General features: G+C 57.9%; 23 protein-coding genes and 1 rRNA gene. 5 read left to right on the plus strand and 19 right to left on the minus strand.

Annotated features, from left to right (window positions below):
* Positions 1 to 89: ribosomal RNA gene (locus G518_RS0120215) — 16S ribosomal RNA — on the minus strand; the annotation flags it as partial.
* An 862-nt stretch (positions 90 to 951) separates the two neighbouring features.
* Between G518_RS0120215 and G518_RS0120220 the strand changes: the two genes are divergently transcribed.
* Positions 952 to 2,238 carry a solute carrier family 23 protein gene (locus G518_RS0120220; protein WP_028604095.1) on the plus strand — a complete coding sequence of 429 codons (1,287 nt, stop codon included), beginning with the start codon at positions 952 to 954 and terminating at the stop codon, positions 2,236 to 2,238.
* 80 nt (positions 2,239 to 2,318) lie between these two features.
* Positions 2,319 to 2,888: a superoxide dismutase family protein gene (locus tag G518_RS36070; RefSeq protein ID WP_051237115.1), complete on the plus strand. Its 570-nt coding sequence runs from the start codon at positions 2,319 to 2,321 to the stop codon at positions 2,886 to 2,888.
* A gap of 7 nt (positions 2,889 to 2,895) precedes the next feature.
* Here G518_RS36070 and G518_RS0120230 read toward each other — a convergent pair whose 3' ends face one another.
* Both G518_RS0120230 and aroE read right to left on the minus strand, forming a co-directional pair.
* The gene (locus tag G518_RS0120230; protein ID WP_028604096.1) at positions 2,896 to 3,474 is read right to left on the minus strand and encodes a cob(I)yrinic acid a,c-diamide adenosyltransferase; all 579 of its coding nucleotides are present in this window, start codon (positions 3,472 to 3,474) and stop codon (positions 2,896 to 2,898) included.
* Between the two features lie 87 nt (positions 3,475 to 3,561).
* Entirely contained in the window at positions 3,562 to 4,398 is an 837-nt protein-coding gene (gene aroE, locus G518_RS0120235) for a shikimate dehydrogenase (RefSeq protein WP_028604097.1), read from the minus strand.
* Between the two features lie 96 nt (positions 4,399 to 4,494).
* On the opposite strand from aroE, the gene G518_RS0120240 reads away from it, so the two are divergent.
* Positions 4,495 to 5,919: an FAD-binding oxidoreductase gene (locus tag G518_RS0120240; protein ID WP_028604098.1), complete on the plus strand. Its 1,425-nt coding sequence runs from the start codon at positions 4,495 to 4,497 to the stop codon at positions 5,917 to 5,919.
* A 29-nt stretch (positions 5,920 to 5,948) separates the two neighbouring features.
* Here the strand turns inward: G518_RS0120240 and G518_RS0120245 are convergent, their stop codons facing one another.
* From G518_RS0120245 to G518_RS0120280, 7 genes are all read right to left on the minus strand, one after another.
* The gene (locus tag G518_RS0120245) at positions 5,949 to 6,329 is read right to left on the minus strand and encodes a hypothetical protein (protein WP_028604099.1); all 381 of its coding nucleotides are present in this window, start codon (positions 6,327 to 6,329) and stop codon (positions 5,949 to 5,951) included.
* Positions 6,330 to 6,520: 191 nt separating this feature from the next.
* Entirely contained in the window at positions 6,521 to 7,495 is a 975-nt protein-coding gene (locus G518_RS0120250) for an NAD(P)H-dependent flavin oxidoreductase (protein ID WP_028604100.1), read from the minus strand.
* 60 nt (positions 7,496 to 7,555) lie between these two features.
* Positions 7,556 to 9,580, minus strand: coding sequence for a hypothetical protein (locus G518_RS0120255; protein WP_028604101.1), 2,025 nt, complete (start codon positions 9,578 to 9,580; stop codon positions 7,556 to 7,558).
* 12 nt (positions 9,581 to 9,592) lie between these two features.
* Positions 9,593 to 10,012: a type III secretion system chaperone gene (locus G518_RS0120260; RefSeq protein WP_169457975.1), complete on the minus strand. Its 420-nt coding sequence runs from the start codon at positions 10,010 to 10,012 to the stop codon at positions 9,593 to 9,595.
* 417 nt (positions 10,013 to 10,429) lie between these two features.
* Complete coding sequence (locus G518_RS0120265; RefSeq protein WP_028604103.1) at positions 10,430 to 11,155, minus strand: IPTL-CTERM sorting domain-containing protein; 726 nt, start codon at positions 11,153 to 11,155, stop codon at positions 10,430 to 10,432.
* Positions 11,156 to 11,579: 424 nt separating this feature from the next.
* A complete protein-coding gene (locus G518_RS0120275; protein ID WP_028604105.1) occupies positions 11,580 to 12,497 on the minus strand; it encodes a CsgG/HfaB family protein in 918 nt (305 codons plus the stop codon).
* A gap of 458 nt (positions 12,498 to 12,955) precedes the next feature.
* The gene (locus G518_RS0120280) at positions 12,956 to 15,010 is read right to left on the minus strand and encodes a peptidoglycan-binding domain-containing protein (RefSeq protein ID WP_028604106.1); all 2,055 of its coding nucleotides are present in this window, start codon (positions 15,008 to 15,010) and stop codon (positions 12,956 to 12,958) included.
* A 510-nt stretch (positions 15,011 to 15,520) separates the two neighbouring features.
* Between G518_RS0120280 and G518_RS0120290 the strand changes: the two genes are divergently transcribed.
* Positions 15,521 to 15,970 (plus strand): MarR family winged helix-turn-helix transcriptional regulator, encoded by a 450-nt coding sequence (locus G518_RS0120290; RefSeq protein WP_028604108.1) that lies wholly within the window; start codon positions 15,521 to 15,523, stop codon positions 15,968 to 15,970.
* An 88-nt stretch (positions 15,971 to 16,058) separates the two neighbouring features.
* Positions 16,059 to 16,484: an organic hydroperoxide resistance protein gene (locus G518_RS0120295; RefSeq protein WP_028604109.1), complete on the plus strand. Its 426-nt coding sequence runs from the start codon at positions 16,059 to 16,061 to the stop codon at positions 16,482 to 16,484.
* A gap of 165 nt (positions 16,485 to 16,649) precedes the next feature.
* Here G518_RS0120295 and G518_RS0120300 read toward each other — a convergent pair whose 3' ends face one another.
* The 9 genes from G518_RS0120300 to mnmG all read right to left on the minus strand — a co-directional run bounded on the left by G518_RS0120300 (position 16,650) and on the right by mnmG (position 24,334).
* On the minus strand, positions 16,650 to 17,624 hold the full coding sequence (locus tag G518_RS0120300; protein WP_028604110.1) for a ParB/RepB/Spo0J family partition protein: 975 nt from the start codon (positions 17,622 to 17,624) through the stop codon (positions 16,650 to 16,652).
* Between the two features lie 88 nt (positions 17,625 to 17,712).
* On the minus strand, positions 17,713 to 18,255 hold the full coding sequence (locus G518_RS0120305) for a cysteine hydrolase family protein (RefSeq protein ID WP_028604111.1): 543 nt from the start codon (positions 18,253 to 18,255) through the stop codon (positions 17,713 to 17,715).
* A 549-nt stretch (positions 18,256 to 18,804) separates the two neighbouring features.
* Positions 18,805 to 19,377, minus strand: coding sequence for an RBBP9/YdeN family alpha/beta hydrolase (locus tag G518_RS36075; RefSeq protein WP_051237117.1), 573 nt, complete (start codon positions 19,375 to 19,377; stop codon positions 18,805 to 18,807).
* 38 nt (positions 19,378 to 19,415) lie between these two features.
* Complete coding sequence (locus tag G518_RS0120315; RefSeq protein WP_028604112.1) at positions 19,416 to 20,201, minus strand: ParA family protein; 786 nt, start codon at positions 20,199 to 20,201, stop codon at positions 19,416 to 19,418.
* Between the two features lie 3 nt (positions 20,202 to 20,204).
* Positions 20,205 to 20,327 (minus strand): hypothetical protein, encoded by a 123-nt coding sequence (locus G518_RS41330; protein ID WP_281170550.1) that lies wholly within the window; start codon positions 20,325 to 20,327, stop codon positions 20,205 to 20,207.
* A gap of 45 nt (positions 20,328 to 20,372) precedes the next feature.
* Positions 20,373 to 20,987, minus strand: coding sequence for a LysE family transporter (locus tag G518_RS0120325; protein ID WP_028604113.1), 615 nt, complete (start codon positions 20,985 to 20,987; stop codon positions 20,373 to 20,375).
* Between the two features lie 81 nt (positions 20,988 to 21,068).
* The gene (gene rsmG, locus G518_RS0120330; RefSeq protein WP_028604114.1) at positions 21,069 to 21,710 is read right to left on the minus strand and encodes a 16S rRNA (guanine(527)-N(7))-methyltransferase RsmG; all 642 of its coding nucleotides are present in this window, start codon (positions 21,708 to 21,710) and stop codon (positions 21,069 to 21,071) included.
* Between the two features lie 25 nt (positions 21,711 to 21,735).
* Positions 21,736 to 22,401, minus strand: a complete 666-nt coding sequence (locus G518_RS0120335; protein WP_028604115.1) for a hypothetical protein — start codon at positions 22,399 to 22,401, stop codon at positions 21,736 to 21,738.
* Positions 22,394 to 24,334 (minus strand): tRNA uridine-5-carboxymethylaminomethyl(34) synthesis enzyme MnmG, encoded by a 1,941-nt coding sequence (mnmG, locus tag G518_RS0120340; RefSeq protein ID WP_028604116.1) that lies wholly within the window; start codon positions 24,332 to 24,334, stop codon positions 22,394 to 22,396. The genes G518_RS0120335 and mnmG overlap by 8 nt, the downstream gene beginning before the upstream one ends.
* Positions 24,335 to 24,336 lie beyond the last annotated feature (2 nt).

Below are 24,336 nucleotides of genomic sequence, written 5' to 3' on the forward strand. Positions count from 1 at the left end.
CGCCAGGTTACCCCGCGCTGCCGCTCGACTTGCATGTGTAAAGCATTCCGCCAGCGTTCAATCTGAGCCAGGATCAAACTCTACAGTTCGATCTTGATAAATTTATACTCTTTCGAGTTACTCATAAAAAAGGAATTGAAGTGAACTTCACTTCTATTCTCATGAGCGTTTGATAGTCTAAAAGACTTGGCAATTAACCCACCAAACGCTCACGCTTATCGGCTGTATATTTTTAATGAACCCAGCAGCAAACTTGTCGTTTTCTGCCTGACTCGCTGCGATCAGCGAAGCCTTGAATTATCGCACAGATTTTAAAGACCTGTCAAACTCTGGGGTTTTTGCAGCCGAGTCCGAAAACTCAAAACCACCTAAACCCACCAGCAATTCAGTTAACTCGTTAACCTCCTTGCCACCCCACCGAACAACTTAGTTGTTATCAGCGAAGCCCTCGATTATGGCACAGTATTTTATAACCTTGCAACAACCGGGGTCTTTGTGCAGCTAAGTCCGAAAACTTAATACCACTAAAAACCCTGGCAATTGAGTTAACTTATTAACTCAATTGCCGGCTCACTTAATAACTTACTTGTTATCAGCGAAGCCCACGATTATGGCACAGTTTTTAAGTACTTTGCAACAACCCGGGGAGTTTTTTGCAATCCGGCCTAAACCGAAACACATCTAAGCTACCCCACCCGCAGACTTCGCCTTTCAGCTAGTGCCTGCTTCGCTCCCCATCCAACTGCTTGCAGTCATTGGGGAGGAGCGAGACTATAGCACCGATTTATGACCCTCTTCCTATAGATTGAAGAAATATCCGGTAGGCCGCTGATATACCTCTGGTCATGTGGGGTGGGGCCGTCGTGCGGGACAGAGTTCCTTCTAACTACGTTGTTGTTGCGATAGAGAAGGCTCTACTATCGCGATATCAACATTAGAAGGAGTGAGAGGATGAGCTTATTCAGCTGGCAGGAGAGGCCTTCGGCCGCGTTGCAGGAAGCGGGAGTGATCGGCCCAGATGAGCGTTTGCCCTGGCCGCAGACCACGGCCATGGGTCTGCAGCACGTGGTGGCCATGTTTGGAGCCACCGTGCTGGCCCCCATTCTGATGGGGTTCGATCCCAATCTGGCCATCTTGATGAGCGGCATCGGCACGCTGATCTTCTATTTCATCACTGGGGGCAAGGTGCCCAGCTACCTGGGATCCTCGTTCGCCTTCATCGGCGTGGTGATTGCGGCCACGGGCTATGCAGGCAGCGGGCCCAATACCAATATAGGTGTCGCGCTGGGAGCCATCATTGCGTGCGGCTTGCTCTATACCTTGATCGGTGTGGCGGTGCAAGCCGTGGGTACAGGCTGGATTGAGCGCTTCATGCCGCCAGTGGTAACCGGCAGCGTGGTGGCGGTGATCGGCTTGAACCTGGCTTCTATCCCGATCAAGAACATGGCCGCCAGCAATTTCGACAGCTGGATGCAGGCAGTTACCTTCATTAGCGTGGCCCTGGTGGCTGTGTTCGCTCGCGGAATGGTGCAGCGCCTCTTGATCCTGGTGGGCCTGGCACTGGCCACCGTGATCTACTTGGTACTTACCAATGGCATGGGGTTCGGCAAGCCCATGGATTTCGCGGGCATAGCTAACGCGGCCTGGCTAGGCTGGCCTAAATTCACCGCACCTGTATTTGAAGGCAATGCGATGTTGTTGATCGCACCAGTTGCACTCATCTTGGTGGCGGAAAACCTTGGACACATCAAAGCGGTAACGGCTATGACCGGCCGCAATCTTGATCCCTACATTGGCCGCGCGTTCATAGGTGACGGCATTGCCACCATGGTGAGCGGCTCCGCGGGCGGTACCGGGGTGACGACGTACGCAGAAAATATCGGCGTCATGGCAGCCACACGTATTTACTCCACCGCTGTGTTTGTGGTGGCGGCCTGTGTAGCGCTGGTGTTGGGGTTCTCGCCCAAGTTCGGTGCGCTCATCCAGGCCATCCCGCTGCCGGTGATGGGCGGGGTGTCTATCGTGGTGTTTGGCCTGATTGCGATCGCGGGCGCCAAGATCTGGGTAGATAACAAGGTGGATTTCACCGATCCCGTGAATTTGCTCACTGCGGCTATCACCCTGGTGCTGGGTACTGGTGACTTCACACTCAAGTTTGGCAGCTTCGCTCTCGGTGGAATCGGAACCGCGACATTTGGAGCGGTTCTCCTACATGCCTTGCTGCGGCGACGGTCCTAAGATCGCATTCAAAGACTTTCTCATCCATCAAACCAACGGAGTGCGGCCATATCGGCCCGCACTCCGCGAAAGTTATCACCATGACAGCCATTGCACATCTGGGTCGAACCACCATCATCTGCTCCGCTATTGGTCTGGGGCTGCTTGTGAGTGGGTGCTCCATTGGCCCTAGTACGGGCTCATTGCCTGAACAGGTTGCGCAAGCTCCGCTGCGCGCCACTCAGGTGGATCAACCTCTGGCCGCCAAACCAGTGGAAGGCATGATCCGTTTCGCGGCGATGAAGGACGGTGCCACGCGGATCACAGGAGAAGTGAAGAACCTCAAACCGAATGCGGTGCACGGATTTCACATCCATGAGCGAGGTGACTGCTCTGCCCCTGATGCGATGAGCGCTGGCGGGCACTTCAACCCTACTGGTTCGCCGCATGGAGCGCCGGGGCACGGGCATGTAGGCGACCTGCCCACATTACAAGCTGATGCGATGGGTACGGCGCGGGTGCAGTATGTCAGCCAGAGCGTCAAGCTAACCGGGCCCAATAGCGTTGTGGGCAAAGGCGTTATCGTGCACAAGGACCCTGACGATATCAATGCCCAGCCGGCTGGGAATTCCGGGCCTAGATTGGCTTGCGGGGTGATTGCGGGAAGCTAATTCGATATCACTCGTCGGCTGAGCGGGCGAGTCGCTCGCTTTTCCAATAGACGTCGTCGCCCACACTGCCGTCTGTGCGAAAGCGATTGAGTACGCGCGACAGAACAAACATTAGATCTGACAGCCGGTTCAAATAGTGGCGTGGTACTTCGCGTACGGTTTCGGCTTGGCCTAGCGCGACAACTGCACGCTCCGCACGACGGGCGACTGTGCGACATACATGGGCTTGTGCGGCTGCACGCGTGCCAGCCGGCAAGATAAATTCCTGCAAACGGGGCAGCTGGCTGTTGTGCGTTTGAAGCGCCTCATCCAGAGACAGCAGGGCCTCTGCCTTGAGCAGCTCAAAGCCAGGAATAGATAATTCGCCCCCCAGATTGAAAAGCTGGTGTTGGATATCAATCAACAATTCACGCACGTCGCCCGGCATGTCTTCGCAGAGCAGCAGGCCGATGTGGCTATTGAGCTCATCCACGTCGCCCATGGCGTGTACGCGGAGGCTGTCTTTAGATACCCGGGTGTTGTCGCCCAGGCCGGTAGAGCCATCGTCGCCGGTGCGGGTGGCGATTTGCGTGAGGCGGTTTCCCATATCAGTTCTCCATTGAGCAGGTCTTTGAAACGCGCTCACGTTCCAGGAATTGGTTTACTTTGAAGTCTCAAAAACTTTGAAGTGTGGTCAAACCAGCGGTACGGTCAGCCGCGTGATCACTTCGCGCGTATCAGGGCGTACGCCACGCCACCATTCGAAGGCTTCGGCAGCTTGCTCAACCAGCATACCCACACCATCAACCACTCGCGAGCGGCCCGCATCACGCGCCAAGCGCAGGAACGGGGTGAGCCCCTTGCCGTACACGAGATCGTAGGCCAGCGCGCCGGGCGCAAACACTGACGGTGAAATGACGGGCATCTCGGCGCCGAGCGATGCCGAGGTGGCATTGAACACAATGTCAAACACTTGGTCGTCCAGCGCATCAAGCCCGCAGCCCTGCACGGTCACGCCTTTGGCGTGGGGGGTGAAGTCTTGTGCCAGCGCGCGGGCCTTCTCTGACGTGCGGTTGGCGATAACGATGGTGTTTGCACCCGCGCGCGCCAGCGGCAGCAACGCGCCACGGGTGGCACCACCGGCGCCCAGCACCAGCACGCGTCGGCCGGCAATTGGCAGTCCCAGGTTAAGCTGTACATCGCGTACCAAACCGATCCCGTCAAAGTTTTGCCCCAGCACGCGGCCGTCTTCGAATTTCAGGGCATTCACGGCGCCAGCCAGTTGCGCATCAGGCGAAAGCTCGGTGGCATAGGCAAAGGCATCTGTCTTGAATGGCACGGTCACGTTCATGCCGCTCCCACCTTCAGCCCGAAATGCATCTACCGCACGAGCGAAGCCACCAGGACTGGTCTCGCCCAGCAGCGTCGAGTACTGCATGTCTTGGTCGGCGGCCTTTGCAAACAGGCCATGGATCAAAGGCGACTTGCTGTGGTCTATGGGGTTGCCGATAACGGCGTAGCGGTCAGTCATGCGCGCACTTTAGCGCACCTGCGGCACACCTTGGTCCCCTCCCCCTGCAGTTAGCCGTAAACTGGCCGGTATCTCGCCGATGAAGAGGACACTGTCATGAATGCCCCCACTCAAACCGCCCACATCACCCCTCAGTACCAGCAGCGCGAAGCGCCGCCCGCGTTAGTCGAGGCACTCTCGCAGCGTTTCGGTACCCAGCTGTCCACGGCGATGGCTGTGCGTGAACTGCATGGCAGGGATGAGTCGGCCTTCACCACCGTACCACCCCCCTCCGCCGTGGTGTTTGCCGAAAGCACACAAGATGTGCAAGACGCCGTGAAACTGTGCGCCGCGCATAAGTTTCCAGTCATTCCTTATGGCGTAGGCTCCTCTCTTGAGGGGCACCTGTTGGCGGTACAGGGGGGCATCAGCCTTGATCTGACACGCATGAACAAGGTGCTTTCGGTCAATGCAGAAGATCTTACGGTGACGGTCCAGCCCGGTGTTACCCGTAAACAATTGAACGATGACATCAAGAGCACGAGCTTGTTTTTCCCGATTGATCCCGGGGCAGATGCCAGCATTGGCGGCATGACCGCCACGCGCGCCAGCGGCACCAATGCCGTGCGTTACGGCACCATGCGCGAGAACGTGCTCGCACTGGAAGTCGTGACCGCCAGTGGCGAAGTCATTCGCACTGGCACGCGTGCGCGCAAGAGCAGCGCGGGCTACGATCTGACCCGCCTTTTCGTGGGCAGCGAGGGCACGCTGGGTGTGGTGACTGAGATCACGCTTCGCATCTACCCCCTGCCTGAAGCGGTTTCGGCTGCGATCTGCAGTTTTCCTAGTATTGCCGAGGCTGTGAACACAGTCATTTCCACCATACAGCTGGGTGTGCCTATCGCACGCGTGGAACTGATCGATGCCAACAGCGTGCGGGCCGTCAATCGGCACAGCAAACTCACTCTGCGCGAAGAGCCCATGCTGCTGATGGAATTTCATGGCTCACCCGCCAGCGTGAAGGAACAGGCAGAAACCGTGCAGGAATTAGCCCGCGACAATGGCGGCGCCGATTTTGAATGGGCTGACACGCCCGAGGACCGTACGCGCCTATGGACTGCGCGGCACAATGCCTATTTCGCCGCCGTGCAGAGCCGCCCAGGCTGCCGCTGCATCACTACAGATACTTGCGTGCCAATTTCTCGCCTTTCCGATGCGTTGCTTGACTCCGTGCGCGAGGCCGATGAAAGCGGCATCCCCTACTTCCTCGTGGGGCATGTAGGCGATGGCAACTTTCACATGGGTTATCTCATCGATCCTGATGACGACGCTGAACGCGCTCGCGCTGAACAGCTCAATCATCAGGTCGTGACGCGCGCCCTGCAACTGGGCGGCACTTGCACAGGCGAGCATGGGGTGGGCCTGCACAAGATGGATTTTCTGGTGGAAGAAGCCGGTGTTGGTGCCATCACCATGATGCGCACCATCAAACACTCACTGGACCCGGACAACATCATGAACCCAGGTAAGGTCTTCAACTGAGAAAGGCTTCGCAGAGGGTCCTTACGGGCTCACACTTTCCTGTAGGGAGGAATCGGCGACCGGTTACGAAGCATGACGGGAGTTGCATCGCGGAGATCTGAAATGCGTTTTTCTTGCACCTCTTTGTTCTCTTTCAGGTAGTCATCCACTTTAGCCAAAGCCGCGTCACGTGCTGATCCTGGGCCCATGGACTCATTGATTTCGTCTTTGAGTTTTCCGCAACGTGTTTGCATGAGAGCCCAATCGTCTTCGGCAACTAGACGCTGATGACCGGGCAAGCCACTCAGCACCTTGGCCTCGCCCGTGATGCTTGCAAGCCTGGCTGCGACGTCGACTTCCTTGCCTGTTTGCGCAAGAGCCGGCAGGGAAGAGCCGTGGGCTATACCGCTACTTGGCGAATTGATTTGCATACTGAGCTCCTTTTGACATTTATGGGTTCAAGCCTCATCACATTCAGTGCGCGTTCCTTACGCTCCGTAAAATTGCCCACTCCTTACCTGAGTAACTCACGCCGCGGAATGGTTCCCAAGAAAGTGTTCTAAGAAGCAGTGGCGCAGCGGCACGAGACTATCGTCAGAAAGGTGTCTTTAAGGGCGCCGGACTACTGCAGCAAGCCGGTCAAGCGCTTGGCGATAAGCTCGTGCGCTTGCGCCATGATGCGGTCAATGAGCTCGGCGCAGCTCGGCACATCATGGATGAGCCCTGCGACCATGCCGCAACTCCAGGCGCCCGCGTCCATATCGCCCCCAGTCATCACTTTGGGGTAAATGCCGGCGACCTGATCCATGATGTCGTCGATCTTCAGCGCGTCGCCTTTCTCGCGTTCGATCTGCATCAGCCGTTCCACGCCCACGTTGTTGATCACACGTTCGGTGTTGCGCAGTGAACGCATGATGAGGCGGGTGTCGAGCTCCGAGGCTTTGACGATGGCCTGCTTGACGTTGTCATGCACCGGCGCCTCTTTAGTCGCGATAAAGCGAGTACCCATGTTCATGCCTTCGGCACCCAGTGCGAGCGCCGCCACAAGGCTGCGGCCATCCGCCATGCCACCCGAAGCGACGAAAGGGATCTTTAGCTCTTCAGCAGCGCGCGGGAGCAAGATCATGTTGGGCACATCGTCTTCACCGGGATGGCCACCACATTCGAAACCATCTACGCTCACGGCGTCGCAGCCAATGCGCTCAGCCGTCAAGGCATGGCGCACCGAGGTGCACTTGTGAATTACCTTGATACCAGCCGCCTTTAGTGCAGGCATGTAGGCTTCGGGACTGCGACCGGCGGTCTCCACAGACTTAATGCCCCCTTCGATGATGGCCGCAATGTATTCTGGGTACGGTGGTGATGCGAACGTGGGCAGAAAGGTGAGGTTCACGCCGAAAGGCTGGTCGGTCATCTCGTGGCAACGCGCGATTTCGCGAGCCAGAAGTTCAGGCGTTTTCTGCGTGAGGCCCGTGATGATGCCCAGGCCGCCGGCATTGGAAACAGCGGCCGCCAATTCAGCGAAACCAACATAGTGCATGCCGCCCTGGATGATGGGGTGGCGGATACCGAAGAGCTCAGTAATGCGGGTTTTCAAAGCAGCCTTCCTTTGTTTGAGGGTGGATGCGTGATCTTGGCATAGATCTTCCTGACCTAATCAGGACGCTGACACGCTTCCTGGCTCGAAATTGAGTTGCTTCCAGCCCCCCAGTATCTCAATCTGACGCTCATTCAGCTTGAGAAGTGCATCTTTCATCGTCAACTGATCCTTTGTCTCCTTCAGGCGCTGCGCCAGTTCAGAGGTTGACGTATTGGAGTAATCCACTGCGGAGGGTTTGCCTGTATCGAGCCCAGTATTGCCCATAGCCATTAGCAGGGATCCCCACGTCTTGCTTGCATTGCCCAAAGAGGCATGAATATGCGCAACAGGCTCTTTAAGAAATCGAATACGTAGCCGGGGTGCACCCAGCTGGAGTTTGCCTTCCTGGTCCCGCAAGGGCTGGCCGTGTTCGTCCAGTTTCAGTTCGAACTCCTGTTCGAACTGCATGCTCCTTGCGCCATGGGGAAAACCAGCCCGATGGTCATCGATCATCTGGCTGCCAAGAGGCGCCTGTTCATTTCCCACGCCCACCATACTTCCAGAATAAACCCCCGGTACGCTCATCAAGAAGCCATAGAGCTTCCCATCAGGATCTGCCACCGTCATGGGGTCATCTGATTTTTCAGATAGCGTCTGACTCGATTTCGCAGCCTCGATGGAAAGATGCCAACTCAGCGCACGCGCCAAAGTCAGATTGACGGGCATGGAGTGGTGCGAGCCAACCTGGACGTCGATAAGGACTGGCTCAGAACTGCTGCGGACGAGGTCAGCTAGGCTTGCGCCCAGGCGTGCCTGGTATGCAGTCCCATCAAACGTCGTGTTGCTTCCTGGGTTGAAATGGTTTGCCCGTAGCGCTGCCTGCGTGATGTCTCCATTTGAAACCTCAATGCCGCTCCGGCTCACCAAGTCTTGAATGGTTTGGCGGTAAACCAGCATCTGGGCCTGCTCGAGCTTGTCTGCCTCCCTGCGCGCATAAGCTCGCCGAACGATGTTGGGCAGATCCGTTAGAAACCCACTCAAGGTAGACAATCCGCGAACGAGGGGCGCAAAGAGAGATTGAAACGCTGCCTTGGCTTCTAGTGCTCCGCTCAGAATTTTTTTGCTTAAGCCCCCAGAGCCGGTTTTGACAGCCGTGAATGGAACAAATGGAACACCTGGGCCGCGAACATTCATCTCGGCAGTGATCTTGTCTTTCTCGGCAGTCAACTGCGTTTGACCCAATTTATTCTCACACTCGACCACCTTCGCCAGATCAAGAACGGGCTCGCGCTTTTCCTCCTGCATTTTCAGCAGCATCTTGCTGTTCACCAGGCGAGTGAGCTCGGACATGCGCTGATCCACATGAATCTTGAATCCCTCCTTATTCAAGGCCTGAGGTAGCTGCGTGATCGCTGTGAACCCCTCCTTAAGGACACATCCCACCCCGACGGCCGTCAGCCCCATCGTGGCCAAGCCGCCAAACGTATAGGAAGCGAGATAACCGGCCACGGCAGTCGCCGTCGCGATGGCCCCTGCCTTGATGGTGGAGTCCAGGGTCTTGCCGACGGTTACCTGCAAACCAGCACTCCAGTCCCCCCAAGACAGCGTGTTGACTTCAGAGGATGCGTTCGTCGTAGCCAGGCTCCCGCTCTTCTGGAAGTGGCCAATCCCGTCCTTGATGCCTGCTTTCAAGAAACCATTTTCAAGATGCGCCCTCAGTTCCGGGTCGTCCTTCAGAACACGCAGAAGCGCGATCAGCTGCTTTCCCTCGTTGAGAATCTGCTGTTCGATCTCGTGGCTATTTTGTACGGCACTCTCAGCGGCGTTCGATTCGACCGGGATAGCGGCTGGCTGGACACTCGCAGCCACCTCGTGCTCCCCCACGGATTCGATGATTTCCAAAGGCCTCGCAGAACAACCGAGCAGACTCCTGCACCACGCACTCCAATCAGGCTGCACGCCGTCTTGGCGTGGACCCATGTTCTTGTCGCTCACCGTTGCCAGGCTGGTCACCGCACCTCGGGTCGAAGGCTTGGTACCGCCCGTGGAAACCCCGGCGAAGCGCGAGGGCAACAAATCGAAGGTCAAATCATGGAGGGGCATGGTGGATCTACTTCAAGCCAATTGCAGTTGCGGCTTTACTTTGCCCAGCACCACCTCACGCCACAAAGTGGCCACTGTCGCAAATCCCTGCAGTGCGGTGGAAAGTGATGCCGCGTCGGTCACTTCCAAGGACAAGCGTGCGCAGAGCAACACGACGCCCGTGCCCGCTTGCAGGCCCAGCGTGCAGCCTCCCGTACCCACCCAGAGGCCGTTGGCTTCCAGCATCAGTTGCATCAGCTGCGCTCGGTCGACCTCGGCCGATGGGCGCCCCAGAGAGGTAAAAAATGTCACGTCTCCAACATCTTCATCGCCTTCCGGCGCCAGGCCGATGGCGATGTCACCGAACACCAGTTCCTGGCTGGCCAGAAACTCCTGGGCCGGCAATCCGGTATGACGAGCGTAATCTTCAAGTAGTGCGGAGTAACGAGTCACGATTCAATGCTCCTGGCATAAAGAACGGAAATGCTTCGATGACCGGTGAACCGGCTATGGGCTCGAAGCGAAGGCCTGTCCTGTAGTGAGTAACCACCAGGAGCGGTCGGTTCCATGTGCCTGCTCCATATGCCACGTAAGAAGCTGCAGCTGTGTGCGCTTGAGTCACGCTGGGGAACGGGCAGGGGGAATGTGAGGTGCACGTGGTTGCCCTCCTCCCCAGGCACTGGCGCAAACCATACCCGGTGGGTTGATGTGCCAGCCGCCGTCACAAATCAGGATAGGAGTCTTCAGTTGCAAACACCTGCGCAGTGACAATGCGCCGAATCACGCAAACCTGACGGAAGACACTCCGCAAACAAAAACTCCCTGCACCGAAAGAATGCAGGGAGTTCTTCACTCACTCAATTGGATGCGTCAATCACGCTTGCGCAAACGCCGCGCGCCCAATCCAGCAGCACCGAGCGCCAGCAGCATGAGGCTCCATTCGCCCAGGGCAGGAACGGCAGTAACGACCGGGGGTGCAACGGGTGCAGGCGGTAATGGCGCTGCAAGACAATTGCCGGTGAACGGGGTCGGGGCGCTCCAAAAAGCGGGGAGCATGCGTATGCCGCCACTGTTGGCATCTACGAAGTTTGTTCCGGTATCCTCGTCGTAGAAGACGCTGTTAGCGTCATTGGCAAACCAATTTACGTAGGAAGTCAATGGAATGCCGCTGACGGTATATTGGCTTGGGGATACAAACTCGCTTGCTACCTCACTGAACAGCAAAGTCAGTGCACCACTGGCATCTGTAGTGACGACACCCGAAGTATCGGAGGCAGGCGCTGTGACGAGGTTCTGCGCGAACACCACGTTGCCCGCATTGTTCATCCGCCAGATCGCGCAGGTCAGGTTAGCCGTGGTCCAGGTTTGACTGTTTGCAGAGTTGCCTTGATTGTCAAAGACAAACGTCACTGTGTATCTTTGACCATTGATGATTTCGGGGAAACCCGAGACACCGATCGTGCCGGTATAGGTGATGGCATACGGAGCGGCAAGAGCGGCTCCGCTGGCGGCGCACGTGAGTGCAGCGGCCACTAAGGCCCGGCGCCAACGTGAAATTGGAGATTTTTTACGAGCAGGCGAGGCAACAGCGATCATCAAAACTCCTCCAAGCCCCAAGGGGGCCGTAGTTGTTACCCTTGCGGGCAGATTTTTTGGAAGCTTCTGCTCAATTCTTGGCGTACGGCGTAGGAGCTTGCGGATTAAGAAGGGTTTGCAACGCTGCAAAACGCTCAACCCCACGACTGCGTGCCCGCATGACGGCTTTGAACAAGCTCAAAAAAGCGCGATCCCAAGTGGCGTTCTTTGAAAGCGACGCTCCACGGTACTTGGCAATGCCCTTGTTGTAAAGCACTCTCCTTAAATGGATCTCTGACCGTTTTTCGTTTCGAAGCGAAGCTTTGCCCTGCGCAGCACAGCCTAAAGGGCCATAAAAAAGGCGATAGAAGCAAAACCTGCTTCTATCGCCCTCATTTCGCACTGCCGGCTACCCGCTATCCGACAACTTCAGGGATTCAACGCTTCAGCGCTTTTTCCGGCGATTCGTAGTGGCCGGTTTAGCGGGAGCGGGTGCGGTTTGCGGGGTATAGGTTTGCTGAGGTGCGGCGCCGCCATCAACACCCAGGCGGCCACCGCCTCCCAGGCCTTGGCCTTGCACGCTTTGCGCCTTGTAGTTGCGCAGTGCACGCACCATCTGGTTGTAGGCGTCCATGAAGGCAGCTGTGATGACCTTGCCTTGTGGGGTGTTCTGGTAGCCACCCAGACCGCCAGCGCCTGCCCAGCCGCCAATGCCGCCGAACAGGTTCATGTCAGTTTTGGAGGCGCTGCCTTCTGAGGCAGAAACCTGCACGCCCGAGCGGTTGTCGACCAGGGTCAGCATGGTGCTGGCCTCACGTGTCTTCATGCTGCCGCCGATGCCCGCCAGAGCGGCGCCACGACCGCCACCGATCAAGCCACCCAGCGCAGCCATGCCACCACCGGTATTGCCTTCGCTGAAGATGATTTCAGGTGACATGCCGTAATCAGAAGCAACCATCTGGCCACCGCCAAAATTACTGCCCTGGCGCGCTTGTCCAGATCCCATCAGTTCGCGCTCGCGGTTCATGGCACGCATGCCGGCGGCACTGCGCTCCACCACCACGAAGCAATTCGACTGCTGCACCAGCAGGCGCAGCAGGTTTGCCGTAGGGGGCAGACGGTATTCGTTGCGCAGGATGGTGTACCAGCCTGCGGTTTCGTTTTCGACCAAGGACACCGTACCGAGCGGAGACGCGCATTTCTCAAGCTGGCTGTTTTCGCCAGAGGTGGCGCTGCCGCCTGCTGCGCCGGTGGCCACAGTCTTGGCCTCCGGGTTACCCATTTTCATGTTGGTGGTTTCGCAGCCAGCCAAGAAAACAGCCACGCCAGCAGCCGCGAGAACGGCCAATTTCCTCTTCAACATCTGATCACTCCCTGTGTCTCTCGCCCGGAGCGCTGAATGCGATAAATCCGAACGATCGCGTTTCGATTCCGGCCCGCGGACGTTTCTATCCTGATACTCGCGGCCGGCCAGTTCCTCCCTCACCCGATCACACGGCCCGGCAAGGACGCTCATGATAGCGTTTACAAGGCGTATGCAGGAGTGCCTTTAGACACAAATCGTATCCGAATATGGCTGTTCTGAGGTGTGAAAAATCACGGCGGGAGGGGTGGGAGTGAGACAGACGCCGGCTGTGTGGTGGCGCTGCTGGCCCTCACCCTAACCCTCTCCCCGCGGGGAGAGGGAATGAAGACAGGCCCATCAAGGAACGAGGAACGATCGCTCCATTGAGGACTTTCCGAGCGGGATGAAGCGGCTGGACTGCTTCAATGAACCCGGTAAGCCCGGTAAGCCCGGTAAGCCCGGTAAGCCCAAAGAGCCTAATTAGGTGCTACGCCCAGTGCGCGCACCGTCTCTACGTCCAGATAGCCGTTCACTGGCAGGCCGCGTGATTGCTGGTACCGGGCGACGGCCTCCAGGGTGGACTGCGCCAAGGTGCCGTTTGTTGTACCTGGATCGAAGCCAGCGCTTTGAAGTGCCAACTGGATCTCCATGATCTTGAGCGGCGATGCGTTGGTCTCGCACAGAACCGAGCGCCGATCTTCACGCGCTTCCGAGACCTTGACCGACCAGGTCAGGTTGTCATACACCGCAGGCACATCGACCCAGCGCTTGCTGGCTGGCTGATCGACCACTTGGCGGGTTTCAGTGCGATAAACCGCAGGCACGATCTCCTCCCGCAGGCCAGCGGGCTGATCGATCACTTGGCGTGCGAGGGTTTGCGTCAGGGCTGGTACGGGAACTGTGCGCAGGGCAGCGGGCTGCTGCAACTCACGCTTGACCACGGTTTGCACCGCGCCCGGGATCATCACCTGGCGCGTGGTTTCGGGCGTATCCACCACCTGCGTGGGCACCATCTTGAAGCTGGCGGGCACAGACACGACCTCCGTGGTGGCTGGCTGCACTTCTACCCGGCGCTTGATGGTGCGGTACGCTGCAGGCACGTCGATCACCCGCACGCTGGATGCCTGCTCTGGCACATACCGGTTGACGTTGCGGTATTCAGCCGCGATCCGTACTTCTCGCACCCAGCCATCGGACGCGGCAGCGCGATCAAGCTGTACGCCGGGCTGCCCCGCCACCGCCGAAGCACGCCACATACGCTCCCCGCCCGGAGTTGCACGGGGTTCGCCGCTCGCATCTATTTGAAAACCAAGCTCGCGTGCGCGCTCAAGATCAATCTCGAGCCGATATACGTTCTGATACACCGCGGGCACTGTATCGATCCGCTGCGTAGCTGGACGCTCGATCACCTGGCGGGTGACCGCTTTGTATTCCGCTGGGACGACGATCTCGCTGGTGGTGGCCGGGGCTTTGAGCACTTGGCGCGTCAGGGTTTGGAATTGCGCCGGAATTTCGACCAGGCACATCACATCGTCTTCGAGCTGTGTGTTGTCAGAGAACGTGGCGCCCTGGTCAACCACCCCGCGGGAGATGCCACCCACTGCGGGAGGAACCGGCGTTTGCCCTGTGGCCACAGGATGGCCTTCAAAGCGCCCCTGGGGATCCACGAGAAAGCCCCGCAGCGGAACCACCTGAATGGCCTGGCCCACCCAGGCACGCCCACGCCGCCACTCGCGATACGCTTCGCTGACTTTGATCTGCTCCTTGACGATTTCATAGGCAGCCGGTATCTCCACGCGGCGCGTGGTGGCGGCGCGCACTTCTACTTGCTCGACATCGCCACGCATGAGCGCAGGCAGGGCCACGATGCGGGTGGTGGCCTCGCTACGCAAGCGCTGCTCGGCCACTTGGCGCATAGGTAAACGTACCGGCACATACTGCACCACTTCAGGGCGCACCAAAACCCGCTCGACCTCAGTTCGATAGCTTGGGGGTGCGGTCTCCGTGCGAGTGGTTGCCGGATGAATCAGCACCTGTTCTTCGATCTCCTTATAGACCGCCGGTATGACGCGTGTGATGTTGTGTTCAGGCACATCCACCACCCGTACCATCTCTGTTCGGTAGGTGGCAGGCACCACTTCCACCCGCGTAGCCGCTTCACGCGTGATGAACTGCTCAGGATTCGTCTTGAAAGCGGGGGCTAGAGGTTCTTCGCGAGTGCCTGCGGGCCGAACCACGACATCCTCCGTCACGGTTCTGAAGGTGGCCTGAACCGGTACCTGGCGACGGATTTCAGGGCTCACCAGCACCTGTTCCGTGATGGTCTTGTAAGTAGCAGGCACCAGCTCTTCGCGCCGTGTGGCTGGCGCCACCAGGACACGTTCGCTACGAGTTTCGAAGCGAGCCGGCGTCAAGATGGTGGCAAAGCATTCGTTGGGCGCAGCCGCCCGAGCGCCTGTTGCGACCACCAAGCCACCTGCGCACAGAACCGCTGCGCGCGCGATCATTCGAATTTTTGTGGGCTTGCTCATAGCGTTATGGTTGAACCTGGAAACGACAGTTGGACGCGCACGTGCGTAACTTCATCACCCAGAAAGTGAGAGCCAGCGAAGCAGCTGAAATTAGTGTTCATACGGCATTCATAAGGATAGCAAGCGGTGAACTGCCGTTTCTGGCTTTTACAGCGAGTGTCGTGAACGAGGAGTTGACTGAAACAGCAAATCGGTCGAGCTGGGGCTGAGGCCAGGCGCAATCCGCAGCCATACCGAGTGGTACGGAGGGGAGTTGCAACTCCTCATGGGGCCCATTCTCAGCGGATTTGTTCAAAGAACTTCCAATTCACGACATGAAGAGCATGTTTTAGATCTCCTGACAGAGAACCAAAACGCGCTTGAAGATGCTCGGAGATTACGCCAAATTGCTCAAATGCCCCGCTCCCCGCGGAAAAAAAACAACAAGTGAAACCCTTCTGGAGTCTGGGTGATTTCAGTGGAAATTCAATTAAATTGCACACAATTTAATTTGACACTACAATTCACTCCATGCCCGAAACAATCCCTGCCGACGATCTGCTCAAGCTGGACAATCAGCTGTGCTTCGCCTTGTATTCGACTTCGTTGGCCATGACCAAGCTCTATAAGCCGCTGCTCGACACGCTGGGGCTCACTTACCCGCAGTATCTGGTCATGCTGGCGTTGTGGGAGAAAGATGCGCAGATGGTTTCTGCTCTGGGACAACGGCTCTCACTGGATTCGGGCACGCTCACGCCACTGCTGAAGCGTCTGCAAACCGCAGGATTGGTTTCCAGAATTCGCGATGCCGCAGATGAGCGCCGTGTGCACATCGTGCTCACTGCCGAAGGCCGAAAACTCAAAGAGCATGCCGTGCAGGTGCCGAAATGCGTACTGGCCGCGACGACACGCTCCATAGACGAACTGGTCACCCTGACGCAGCAGCTGCGCGGGTTACGTGAACAGATCAAAGCCGCTTGAACCCGGTGCGACGCATTGAAAGTTCAAGTGATCCAATTTCTCCCCCGCTTCATCCGAAGCACCTCTCACCACCACTAAAGGAACGACCATGACTACCCAACTCGACAAAGTTCTCTACACCGCACAAGCCCACACCACAGGCGGACGCGACGGCAGCGGCAAGACCAGTGATGGCTCCCTGGATGTCACGTTGACCTCCCCCGGTTCGAACAAGCCAGGCACGAACCCTGAGCAGCTTTTCGCTGTAGGTTACGCCGCGTGTTTCATCGGTGCGATGAAGGCTGTGGGCCCGAAAATCGGCGTGAAGGTTCCTGAAGACGTGGCCATCGATTCCAACGTTTCCCTTGGCCCAACCAATGGCGGCGCAGCCTACGGCATTGCCGTGAAACTGACTATCACCCTGCCTGGCCTGGATGCAGATGCCAAGAAAAAGCTGGTGGATACGGCTCACCAAGTGTGCCCCTACTCCAACGCTACTCGCGGCAACATCCCTGTTGAGTTGGTGATTGCCTAAATAAGAATAGGGCCCCCACGCTTCCCCGCTTCGCGAGGTCCGCTGCCCCCCGAGGGGGCCGCATTTTCATCTTGGGAGCGGCCCGGCGATAAAAAACGCTCAGAACGTTTTCACGTTCTGAGCGTTTTTTCTTGAGTCCTGCCTCAGCCAGGAGCCGATAAGCCCCTAGCGACTTTCGCCGCGCAGACGATCAATCAGCCCATTCAGCTCGTCCAGCGAGCCAAAGTGCACGGCGAGTTCGCCCGACTGTTCAAGCTTGCCAGCGCGTTTGGTTTTTTTCTTGATTCGCACCTCGACCTGCGCCATGAGCAGATCCGAGAGCTCTTCTTCCACGTGGCGCACGTCGCCCGATTTTTCCGCCGCGCCACCTGGCTTGCGAGGAGCCGTGAGATTAAATTCAGCAGCGAGGCGTTTGACCAGGCTTTCGGTTTCCCGCACCGACATCTTCTTGGCGTTGACCTGATTGGCCGCCGTGATCTGCGCTGCGCCTTCTAGCGCCAGCAACGCCCGTGCATGGCCCATATCGATGTCGCCCGCCATGAGCATGGTCTGCACTGGCTCTGCGAGCTGCAGCAGGCGCAACAGGTTGCTGGCCGCGCTGCGGCTGCGTCCCACCGCTTTGGCGGCTTGCTCGTGCGTGAGCGAAAACTCGTTCACCAAACGCTGCAAGCCCTGCGCCTCTTCCAAGGGATTCAGATCTTCGCGCTGAATGTTCTCGATGAGCGACATCGCGGCAGCGGCTTCGTCGGGCACCTCGCGCACCAGCACGGGCACCTCCGTGAGGCCTGCCAGACGAGCGGCTCGAAAGCGGCGTTCGCCTGCAATGATTTCGTAATTCGCTCCTGAATTAGGAGCAGAAGATGTACTGTTGACCGAAGCCTGGGACCTTCCATCCAATCGCCGGACGAGAATGGGCTGCATGATGCCTTGCGACTTGATCGACTCGGCCAATTCATACAGCGCACCTTCGTCCATGCGGGTGCGGGGCTGGTATTGGCCGGCGCACATATCCGCCAGCGCCAACATCATGGGCGTGCCCGCCGGTGTAGCGGGTGGGCTGTCAGCGCCGGTGAGGGACAGGCTGGGGCCGAGCAAGGCATCGAGGCCACGGCCGAGGCCTTTGGGTTTTTTGGTAACCATGTAACTGAACCTATGGTGAATTCGGGGCGCAAGCGTCTGCGGCGCGCGAGGCGCAACTATACCTATGAGTCAACTGCACGCGTGATGGTCAAGCTCTCAACGCACGCAAGATCGCCTCGGTCGGCCAGGTTTGCACGCGGGGGCCGAAGCTGGAAATAGCCGTGAGAGTGGAGTTGTGATGGGCGATGACTTGCTCCGGCGTCAGCACCAGGTTGCCGGCAGAGGTATGTGCGTCCTGCGCCAGGATCACTGGCCATCCGAGTGCCAGAGCGCGGCGGCAGGTGGTGTCCACACAGAACTCAGTGTGCATGCCGCAAACGATCAAGGTGTCTACAGCGAGCTCTTTCAACAGCGCTTCCAGGTGGGTGCGGTTGAAAGAGTCTGGTGTTGTTTTGGGAACGCGGTGATCGCTGGCGTCTACCGTGAGGCCCTGGGCGATCTGCCAGCCTGGGGAGCCGTCACGGAGTTGACTGGAGTCTGCGTGCTGGACCCAGATGACCGGGACGTGTGCGGCGCGTGCGGTATGAGCCAAGGCATTGATGCGCTCGATGATGCGGGCACAGGCGAATGCGGCCCCAGAGCCCTCGCAGAGGGCCTGTTGCATGTCGATGATGAGCAGGGCTGGTTTCATAGGGGTTCTGGGGACACCATAACGCATAGTTTGATTTTTGGGTATTTTGTTGGTTACGGTCTGCTGATTGCGAAAAGGTCCTCGTCAGCTGAAGGGGTACGCGAGGCACCACCTTGGATAGGCCGCTTGCCCCCACCGGTTGGCCGGCCCCGCCCAACCTTCGCCTATGCCGGGCGCCCCCAGCGGGGGAAGGAGTAAATACCAGCCCACAGCCGCAGGGTTCCGGAGCTCAAATCGACTGGCACGTTTGCATCAGACCCTACATACGGCGGCAAGTCATGCGCGCTAATGGACACTCACTCTGAATGGATGCGCCTCCCCTCACCCCTACCCTCTCCCGCCTGCGGGAGAGGGGGAAAAACCCAGACAACCGCAGAGCAGGCCATGCGCGGAACGCCGTGGACGGACCCGCGCCGGCCATCAGCGTTGTCCCCCTAGGGGGAAGGCACCAAAGGTGACTCAGGGGGGAGCTAAATTCCAAAGGCCGCGGAGCAGGCCATGCGCGGAACGCCATGGACGGACCTGCGCCGGCCATCAGCGTTGTCCCCCCTAGGGGGAAGGCACCGAAGGTGACTCAGGGGGGAGCTGAATCCTTTCAGGGGGGAGCAGCAAGCTACGTCCCTCTTCCCAATCACCCAGACCCGATTCCGCATTGATATGCCCTTTGGCACCCAGGTCGTGAAAAACAGCGCCCCAATCCGCAGCAAGCCTTCGAGAATTTTCCAGGCTGCTGAAGGGATCGTTGCTACTGGCGACCAAAATGCTCTTGAACGGCAATGGCCGGCGTTGAACCGGAGACCAACCAGGGAGGACTTGGCGGAGATCCTCGCGCTCGATATCTGGAGGAGCCACCAAGAGTGCACCAATCACACGATCGGTGTGACGGGAATGAGCGGCCCACCACGCGGCAAGAATACAACCCAGGCTGTGAGCGGCCAGAACAATGGGGGCTTCCTGGCTGAGCACCACTTCTTCCAGCCGCGCCGTCCAGTCCCCTCGCAGTGGACGCATCCAATCATGCTGCTCTACACGCTGGTAACCATACAAAGACTCCCAGCGGCTTTGCCAGTGCTCTGCTCCACTGCCTTGCCAGCCGGGAAGGACCAATACCTGAGGGTTCATCGTACTAGGCACCGATTGCTACCAATTCAATAGCAAAATCAATCCTGCAAACCCCGCGCCACCATCTCTTTGGCAAAAGCCAGAAAAGCTTGACTGCCCTTGGCGGAGGGATCGAACAGTACGCCGGGCAAGCCATAGCTGGGCGCCTCGGCCAAGCGCACATTGCGCGGGATGACGGTGTCAAATACCTTGGAGCCGTAGTGGCTCTTGAGCTGATCGCTGACTTGCTGCTGCAAGGTGATGCGCGGATCGAACATGACGCGCAGCAAGCCGATCAAGCGCAGATCGCGGTTCAAGTTGGCATGTACCTGCTTGATGGTATTGGTGAGATCCGCCAAGCCTTCCAAGGCAAAGTATTCGCATTGCATGGGCACCACCACGCCCTGGGCTGCGCACAGGCCATTGAGTGTGAGCATGCTGAGAGAAGGTGGGCAATCGATGAGAACGAAGTCGTAGTCAGCGTCTACTTTAGCCAGGGCGTCCTTGAGGCGCCGCTCACGGCGGGCTTCTGCCACCAGTTCGACCTCTGCGCCGGCTAATTCCCTATTGGCACCCAACACGGCATACCCTGCCCCGGCATCCTTCAGCTTGGCTGGTACAACCGCGGCTTCAGCCACACTGGCCGACTCCAGCAGTACGTCGTAGACCGAGAGCTCCATAGACCGTTTGTCTACCCCCGAGCCCATGGTGGCATTGCCTTGGGGATCAAGATCGACCATCAAGACACGCTGACCAATCTTGGCTAGCCCCGCAGCGAGATTAACGGTGGTGGTCGTTTTGCCGACGCCGCCCTTTTGGTTTGCGATGCAGAAAATTTGCGCCATGGCTTATCCTGAAAACGGCAGTTGGATAGGCTCGCCCTTGCCGGCAAGAACGAACGACTCGGCACGGTGCAAAGTGGCCTCACCCTGTAGGTGAGTGGCAACGAAGCCAACAAAATTAGTGTTCATGCGGCGTTGATAAGAATAGCGAGCAGACAACTGCTGTTGCCCGGATCATTTGGTTAAAGCCAACCGAACGCCGAAACCGATCAGGAATACCCCGGCGAGTTTAGTAATAGCGCCCGACAGACGCGGGTTTGCACGCACGCGCTCAGCCATGAAATGAGAAATCAACGTGGCACCCAATCCGTACATGAACGTCAATACAGCGATGGTCAAGGCCATGACGCCAAAGGTCATCAAACCAGGCTGCCGAGCAGGATCAACGAACAATGGAAAGAAGGCCATGTAGAAAACGATCGCCTTGGGATTGAGCAATGTAATGAAAAAAGCCTGCTTGGCAAAATGATGAGGCGCGATCTTTAGGACACTCCCCTGCCCTGGCTTGGCCAACAACATACGAATACCCAGCCAAGCCAGATAGGCGGCGCCCAGCCACTGCACGAGTGCGAAAGCCGTGGGGTACGCCTTGAGCAAAGCCGCCACCCCAGCCACGGCGCACCACATCAAAATCTGATCGCCTGCAATTACCCCGAAGGTCGCTGCCAATCCACCCCTGATACCGCCTTGAGCCGTGCTTGAAATCAAGGCTAGATTCCCCGGGCCGGGAATAGCCAGGAATATCAATATGGCGAGAACAAACGCGGGGTAGTCGGTAATGGCGAGCATGGAAGTCGACCTGAAATAGATTGATCTCGGTCGAGCAAGTGTAATGGCCGCAGCCACCTGCACTCGCCGGCGTTCCGGCTTTTATCGCGGTCTCATCCAAATCAAACACCTTTCGGCGTCCAATCCAGGCACTTCAAGTTGTTCCACGTGAAACACTGAGACATCGGCAGGCAAGGCCACCAGCTCCTCATCCGGGTGCTTGCCTTTCATCGCCATCCAAACACCCTCTTCCGCTAATGCCCCCTTGGACCACTGGGTGAAGTCTGACAAGGATGCAAAAGCCCGAGAGGTAATCACCTCAAACTTATCTGCGATAGATTCAACCCGCGCATGAACACCACGGAGGTTGGGAAGTGCCAAAGAGACCGCCGCTTGCTGAATGAAGGCAGCTTTCTTGGCCACGGCATCTACGCACACCACATTGATCTCTGGGCAGCACACGGCAATGACCACACCCGGCAGGCCACCGCCCGACCCTACATCCATCAACTGAACAGGCTCTCCTTGTGTATGGCGGCGCAAAGGCGTGATGGATGTGAGGCTGTCTAGCAAATGATGCGTGAGCATCTCTGCGGGATCGCGCACTGCCGTTAAGTTATAGACCTTGTTCCACTTGGATAACAAGTCAAGGTAAGCCAGCAGGTGCTGTTGCTGGGGAATGGTCAGCGGCAAATTGAGCTGAGCTAGACCTTCCACAAGGCGTTGTTGAAACGGATGCGTCACAGGTGATTGCGCTTGAGCGTTTGAGTTATTGGGCTATCCATAAGCCGACCCTGTTGATGCCAGATGAACGGCTGGTGGAGTAGTTGGTAGTGTTCACAATCACCACAGAGGTGCCGACTTGGTATGCAAACCAGTGAATCCTGGGGCCATCACTGACGGTCATCCCCGACGTGGACAGAACAGCATCCACTTCGGCAGGTGTATTAGACGGGCCGTTAGATATCCGCGACCCCGTCTCATCCACCACCATTGAGATCGCTTCAGCACTCAAGGGTGGCGTGAGTGATGTACCAGTGGCGGTTAGGTAAGTACAATTCTCCGCGTAGTAGAAAATCTTGCCCGCGCCGGCAGCCGCCAGAGCGTTTGCATTGGTGAGGGCTGTTGCTCTGCTGGATAACACACCTACTGCGTCACTTCGCTGCGTTTGAGCACCCGAGCTGACGGGCACCGAAACACAATGCATCAGAGCGTCGTGCGTTTCAGTGCCATCCGGCCGGGTTCGGAAGATGCCAGTCGCTGGGATTTCACCAGAGATTGGTGCGTACGCGACGCCGGCCCCGGGAACGTAAAAGGTGTAATCGGCCAGTGTGGGCGCGGTCGGAGTATCGCCCCCTCCTCCACAAGACGAAAGCGCCGTACAGAATCCGAGGCTGGCCAAGCGGCCCACGGTTTTCAGCCAACCGTTATGCATGGGCAGAATCTACAGCCACCACTCCCTTGAAGCCGCTCTTCTTCAGGTGTATTAAGAGTAGGGACACCGCTGCGGGCGTGACGCCCGATATACGCGATGCCTGCCCCAACGTCTCCGGCCTATGCTTCTGGAGCTTTTGCCTAACTTCGAACGAAAGTGCGGACACACTCAGGTAGTCCAGATCTTCAGGCAAGCGGAGGCCTTCGTAGTGCGCGGCGCGTTCGACTTCGTCTTTCTGGCGATCAATGTAGCCCGAATACTTGGCTGCAATCTCAATCTGCTCAATCACCGAATCCGAAAGATCCCCCAATGTTTCACGTGAAACATCGGGCACGGCGTGCTTTCCATCGTCGAGCGACATGAGCTGGGCATAGCTGATGGCAGGCCGGCGAAGCAAATCGAAGAGGTTGTGTTCGTGTTCGATGGCCTTACCCAGCACCCGCTCCGATTCGGATGCAGGCAAATTCTTGGGATTCACCCAAGTGCTCTTCAGTCGCTCTGTTTCACGTGAAACAGCATCACGCTTACGGCAAAACGAATCCCAACGGATATCGTCCACCAAACCCAGGCGTCGGCCAGTTTCGGTCAAGCGCATGTCCGCATTGTCTTCACGCAGCTGGAGGCGATATTCCGCGCGGCTGGTGAACATACGGTAGGGCTCAGTGACACCCTTAGTGATCAGATCATCGACGAGCACGCCAAGATAGGCTTCGTCTCGGCGTGGCAACCATGCTTCCTCTCCCCTGCACTGCAGGGCCGCATTGATGCCAGCGAAGAGCCCTTGCGCCGCAGCCTCCTCATAGCCCGTGGTGCCGTTGATCTGCCCAGCAAAAAACAATCCTGTGATTTGCTTGGTTTCGAAACTGCTTTTGAGAGAGCGTGGGTCGAAGTAGTCGTATTCAATGGCGTAGCCCGGCCGCAGGATGTGCGCGTTTTCCAGGCCTTTCATGGAACGCACCAGTTCGTACTGGATATCGAAAGGGAGGCTGGTGGAAATGCCGTTTGGATAGATTTCGTGCGTATCCAAACCCTCTGGCTCCAGAAAGATCTGATGGCTTTCTTTATCAGCGAAGCGATTGATCTTGTCTTCTACGCTGGGGCAATAACGAGGGCCAATGCCTTCAATCTTGCCCGTGAACATGGGGCTGCGGTCGAAGCCACTGCGGATGATGTCGTGCGTACGGGAGTTGGTATGCGTGATCCAGCACGGGACCTGCCTGGGGTGCATGTTGGCGTGACCCATGAAACTGAAGACTGGCACCGGATCAAGATCGCCCGGTTGCTCTTCGCATTGACTGAAGTCGATGCTGCGGCCATCCAGCCTTGGAGGTGTGCCGGTTTTCAGGCGACCCTGGGGCAACTTCAATTCCTTCAAGCGCGCTGAAAGCGAAACCGCAGGGGGATCACCGGCACGCCCGGCTTGGTAATTGTCTAGCCCCACATGGATTCGCCCATCCAGGAAGGTACCTGCGGTGAGCACTACCGTACGGCTGCGGAAGGCAATGCCCACTTGCGTGACGGCGCCCACAACCCTATCGCCTTCTACGAGAAGGTCGTCTACCGCCTGCTGGAATAGCCACAGGTTGGGCTGATTTTCCAGGCGATGGCGAATGGCCGCTTTGTAGCGCACACGGTCAGCCTGCGCGCGGGTTGCCCGCACGGCGGGGCCTTTGCTGCTATTGAGAATGCGAAATTGAATGCCGCCCTCGTCTGTGGCAATGGCCATGGCGCCGCCCAGTGCATCCACTTCCTTGACCAGATGGCCCTTGCCAATGCCACCTATGCTGGGGTTGCAGCTCATCTGGCCCAGGGTCTCGATGTTGTGGGTCAACAGCAGCGTTTTGGCGCCCATGCGGGCAGAAGCCAAAGCGGCCTCGGTGCCAGCGTGCCCGCCACCGACTACGATGACATCGAAAGTTTGAGGGTAAATCATGC

Origin of the sequence: Ottowia thiooxydans DSM 14619 (genome assembly GCF_000422885.1) — a bacterium.
Classification (GTDB): domain Bacteria; phylum Pseudomonadota; class Gammaproteobacteria; order Burkholderiales; family Burkholderiaceae_C; genus Ottowia; species Ottowia thiooxydans.

Coding starts and splice junctions, on each gene's coding strand:
- G518_RS0120220 (WP_028604095.1), top strand. CDS start 952: ATGAGCTTATTCAGCTGGCAGGAGAGGCCTTCGGCCGCGTTGCAGGAA.
- G518_RS36070 (WP_051237115.1), top strand. CDS start 2,319: ATGACAGCCATTGCACATCTGGGTCGAACCACCATCATCTGCTCCGCT.
- G518_RS0120230 (WP_028604096.1), bottom strand. CDS start 3,474: ATGGGAAACCGCCTCACGCAAATCGCCACCCGCACCGGCGACGATGGC.
- aroE (WP_028604097.1), bottom strand. CDS start 4,398: ATGACTGACCGCTACGCCGTTATCGGCAACCCCATAGACCACAGCAAG.
- G518_RS0120240 (WP_028604098.1), top strand. CDS start 4,495: ATGAATGCCCCCACTCAAACCGCCCACATCACCCCTCAGTACCAGCAG.
- G518_RS0120245 (WP_028604099.1), bottom strand. CDS start 6,329: ATGCAAATCAATTCGCCAAGTAGCGGTATAGCCCACGGCTCTTCCCTG.
- G518_RS0120255 (WP_028604101.1), bottom strand. CDS start 9,580: ATGCCCCTCCATGATTTGACCTTCGATTTGTTGCCCTCGCGCTTCGCC.
- G518_RS0120265 (WP_028604103.1), bottom strand. CDS start 11,155: ATGATCGCTGTTGCCTCGCCTGCTCGTAAAAAATCTCCAATTTCACGT.
- G518_RS0120275 (WP_028604105.1), bottom strand. CDS start 12,497: ATGTTGAAGAGGAAATTGGCCGTTCTCGCGGCTGCTGGCGTGGCTGTT.
- G518_RS0120280 (WP_028604106.1), bottom strand. CDS start 15,010: ATGAGCAAGCCCACAAAAATTCGAATGATCGCGCGCGCAGCGGTTCTG.
- G518_RS0120290 (WP_028604108.1), top strand. CDS start 15,521: ATGCCCGAAACAATCCCTGCCGACGATCTGCTCAAGCTGGACAATCAG.
- G518_RS0120295 (WP_028604109.1), top strand. CDS start 16,059: ATGACTACCCAACTCGACAAAGTTCTCTACACCGCACAAGCCCACACC.
- G518_RS0120300 (WP_028604110.1), bottom strand. CDS start 17,624: ATGGTTACCAAAAAACCCAAAGGCCTCGGCCGTGGCCTCGATGCCTTG.
- G518_RS0120305 (WP_028604111.1), bottom strand. CDS start 18,255: ATGAAACCAGCCCTGCTCATCATCGACATGCAACAGGCCCTCTGCGAG.
- G518_RS36075 (WP_051237117.1), bottom strand. CDS start 19,377: ATGAACCCTCAGGTATTGGTCCTTCCCGGCTGGCAAGGCAGTGGAGCA.
- G518_RS0120315 (WP_028604112.1), bottom strand. CDS start 20,201: ATGGCGCAAATTTTCTGCATCGCAAACCAAAAGGGCGGCGTCGGCAAA.
- G518_RS41330 (WP_281170550.1), bottom strand. CDS start 20,327: ATGAACACTAATTTTGTTGGCTTCGTTGCCACTCACCTACAGGGTGAG.
- G518_RS0120325 (WP_028604113.1), bottom strand. CDS start 20,987: ATGCTCGCCATTACCGACTACCCCGCGTTTGTTCTCGCCATATTGATA.
- G518_RS0120335 (WP_028604115.1), bottom strand. CDS start 22,401: ATGCATAACGGTTGGCTGAAAACCGTGGGCCGCTTGGCCAGCCTCGGA.
- mnmG (WP_028604116.1), bottom strand. CDS start 24,334: ATGATTTACCCTCAAACTTTCGATGTCATCGTAGTCGGTGGCGGGCAC.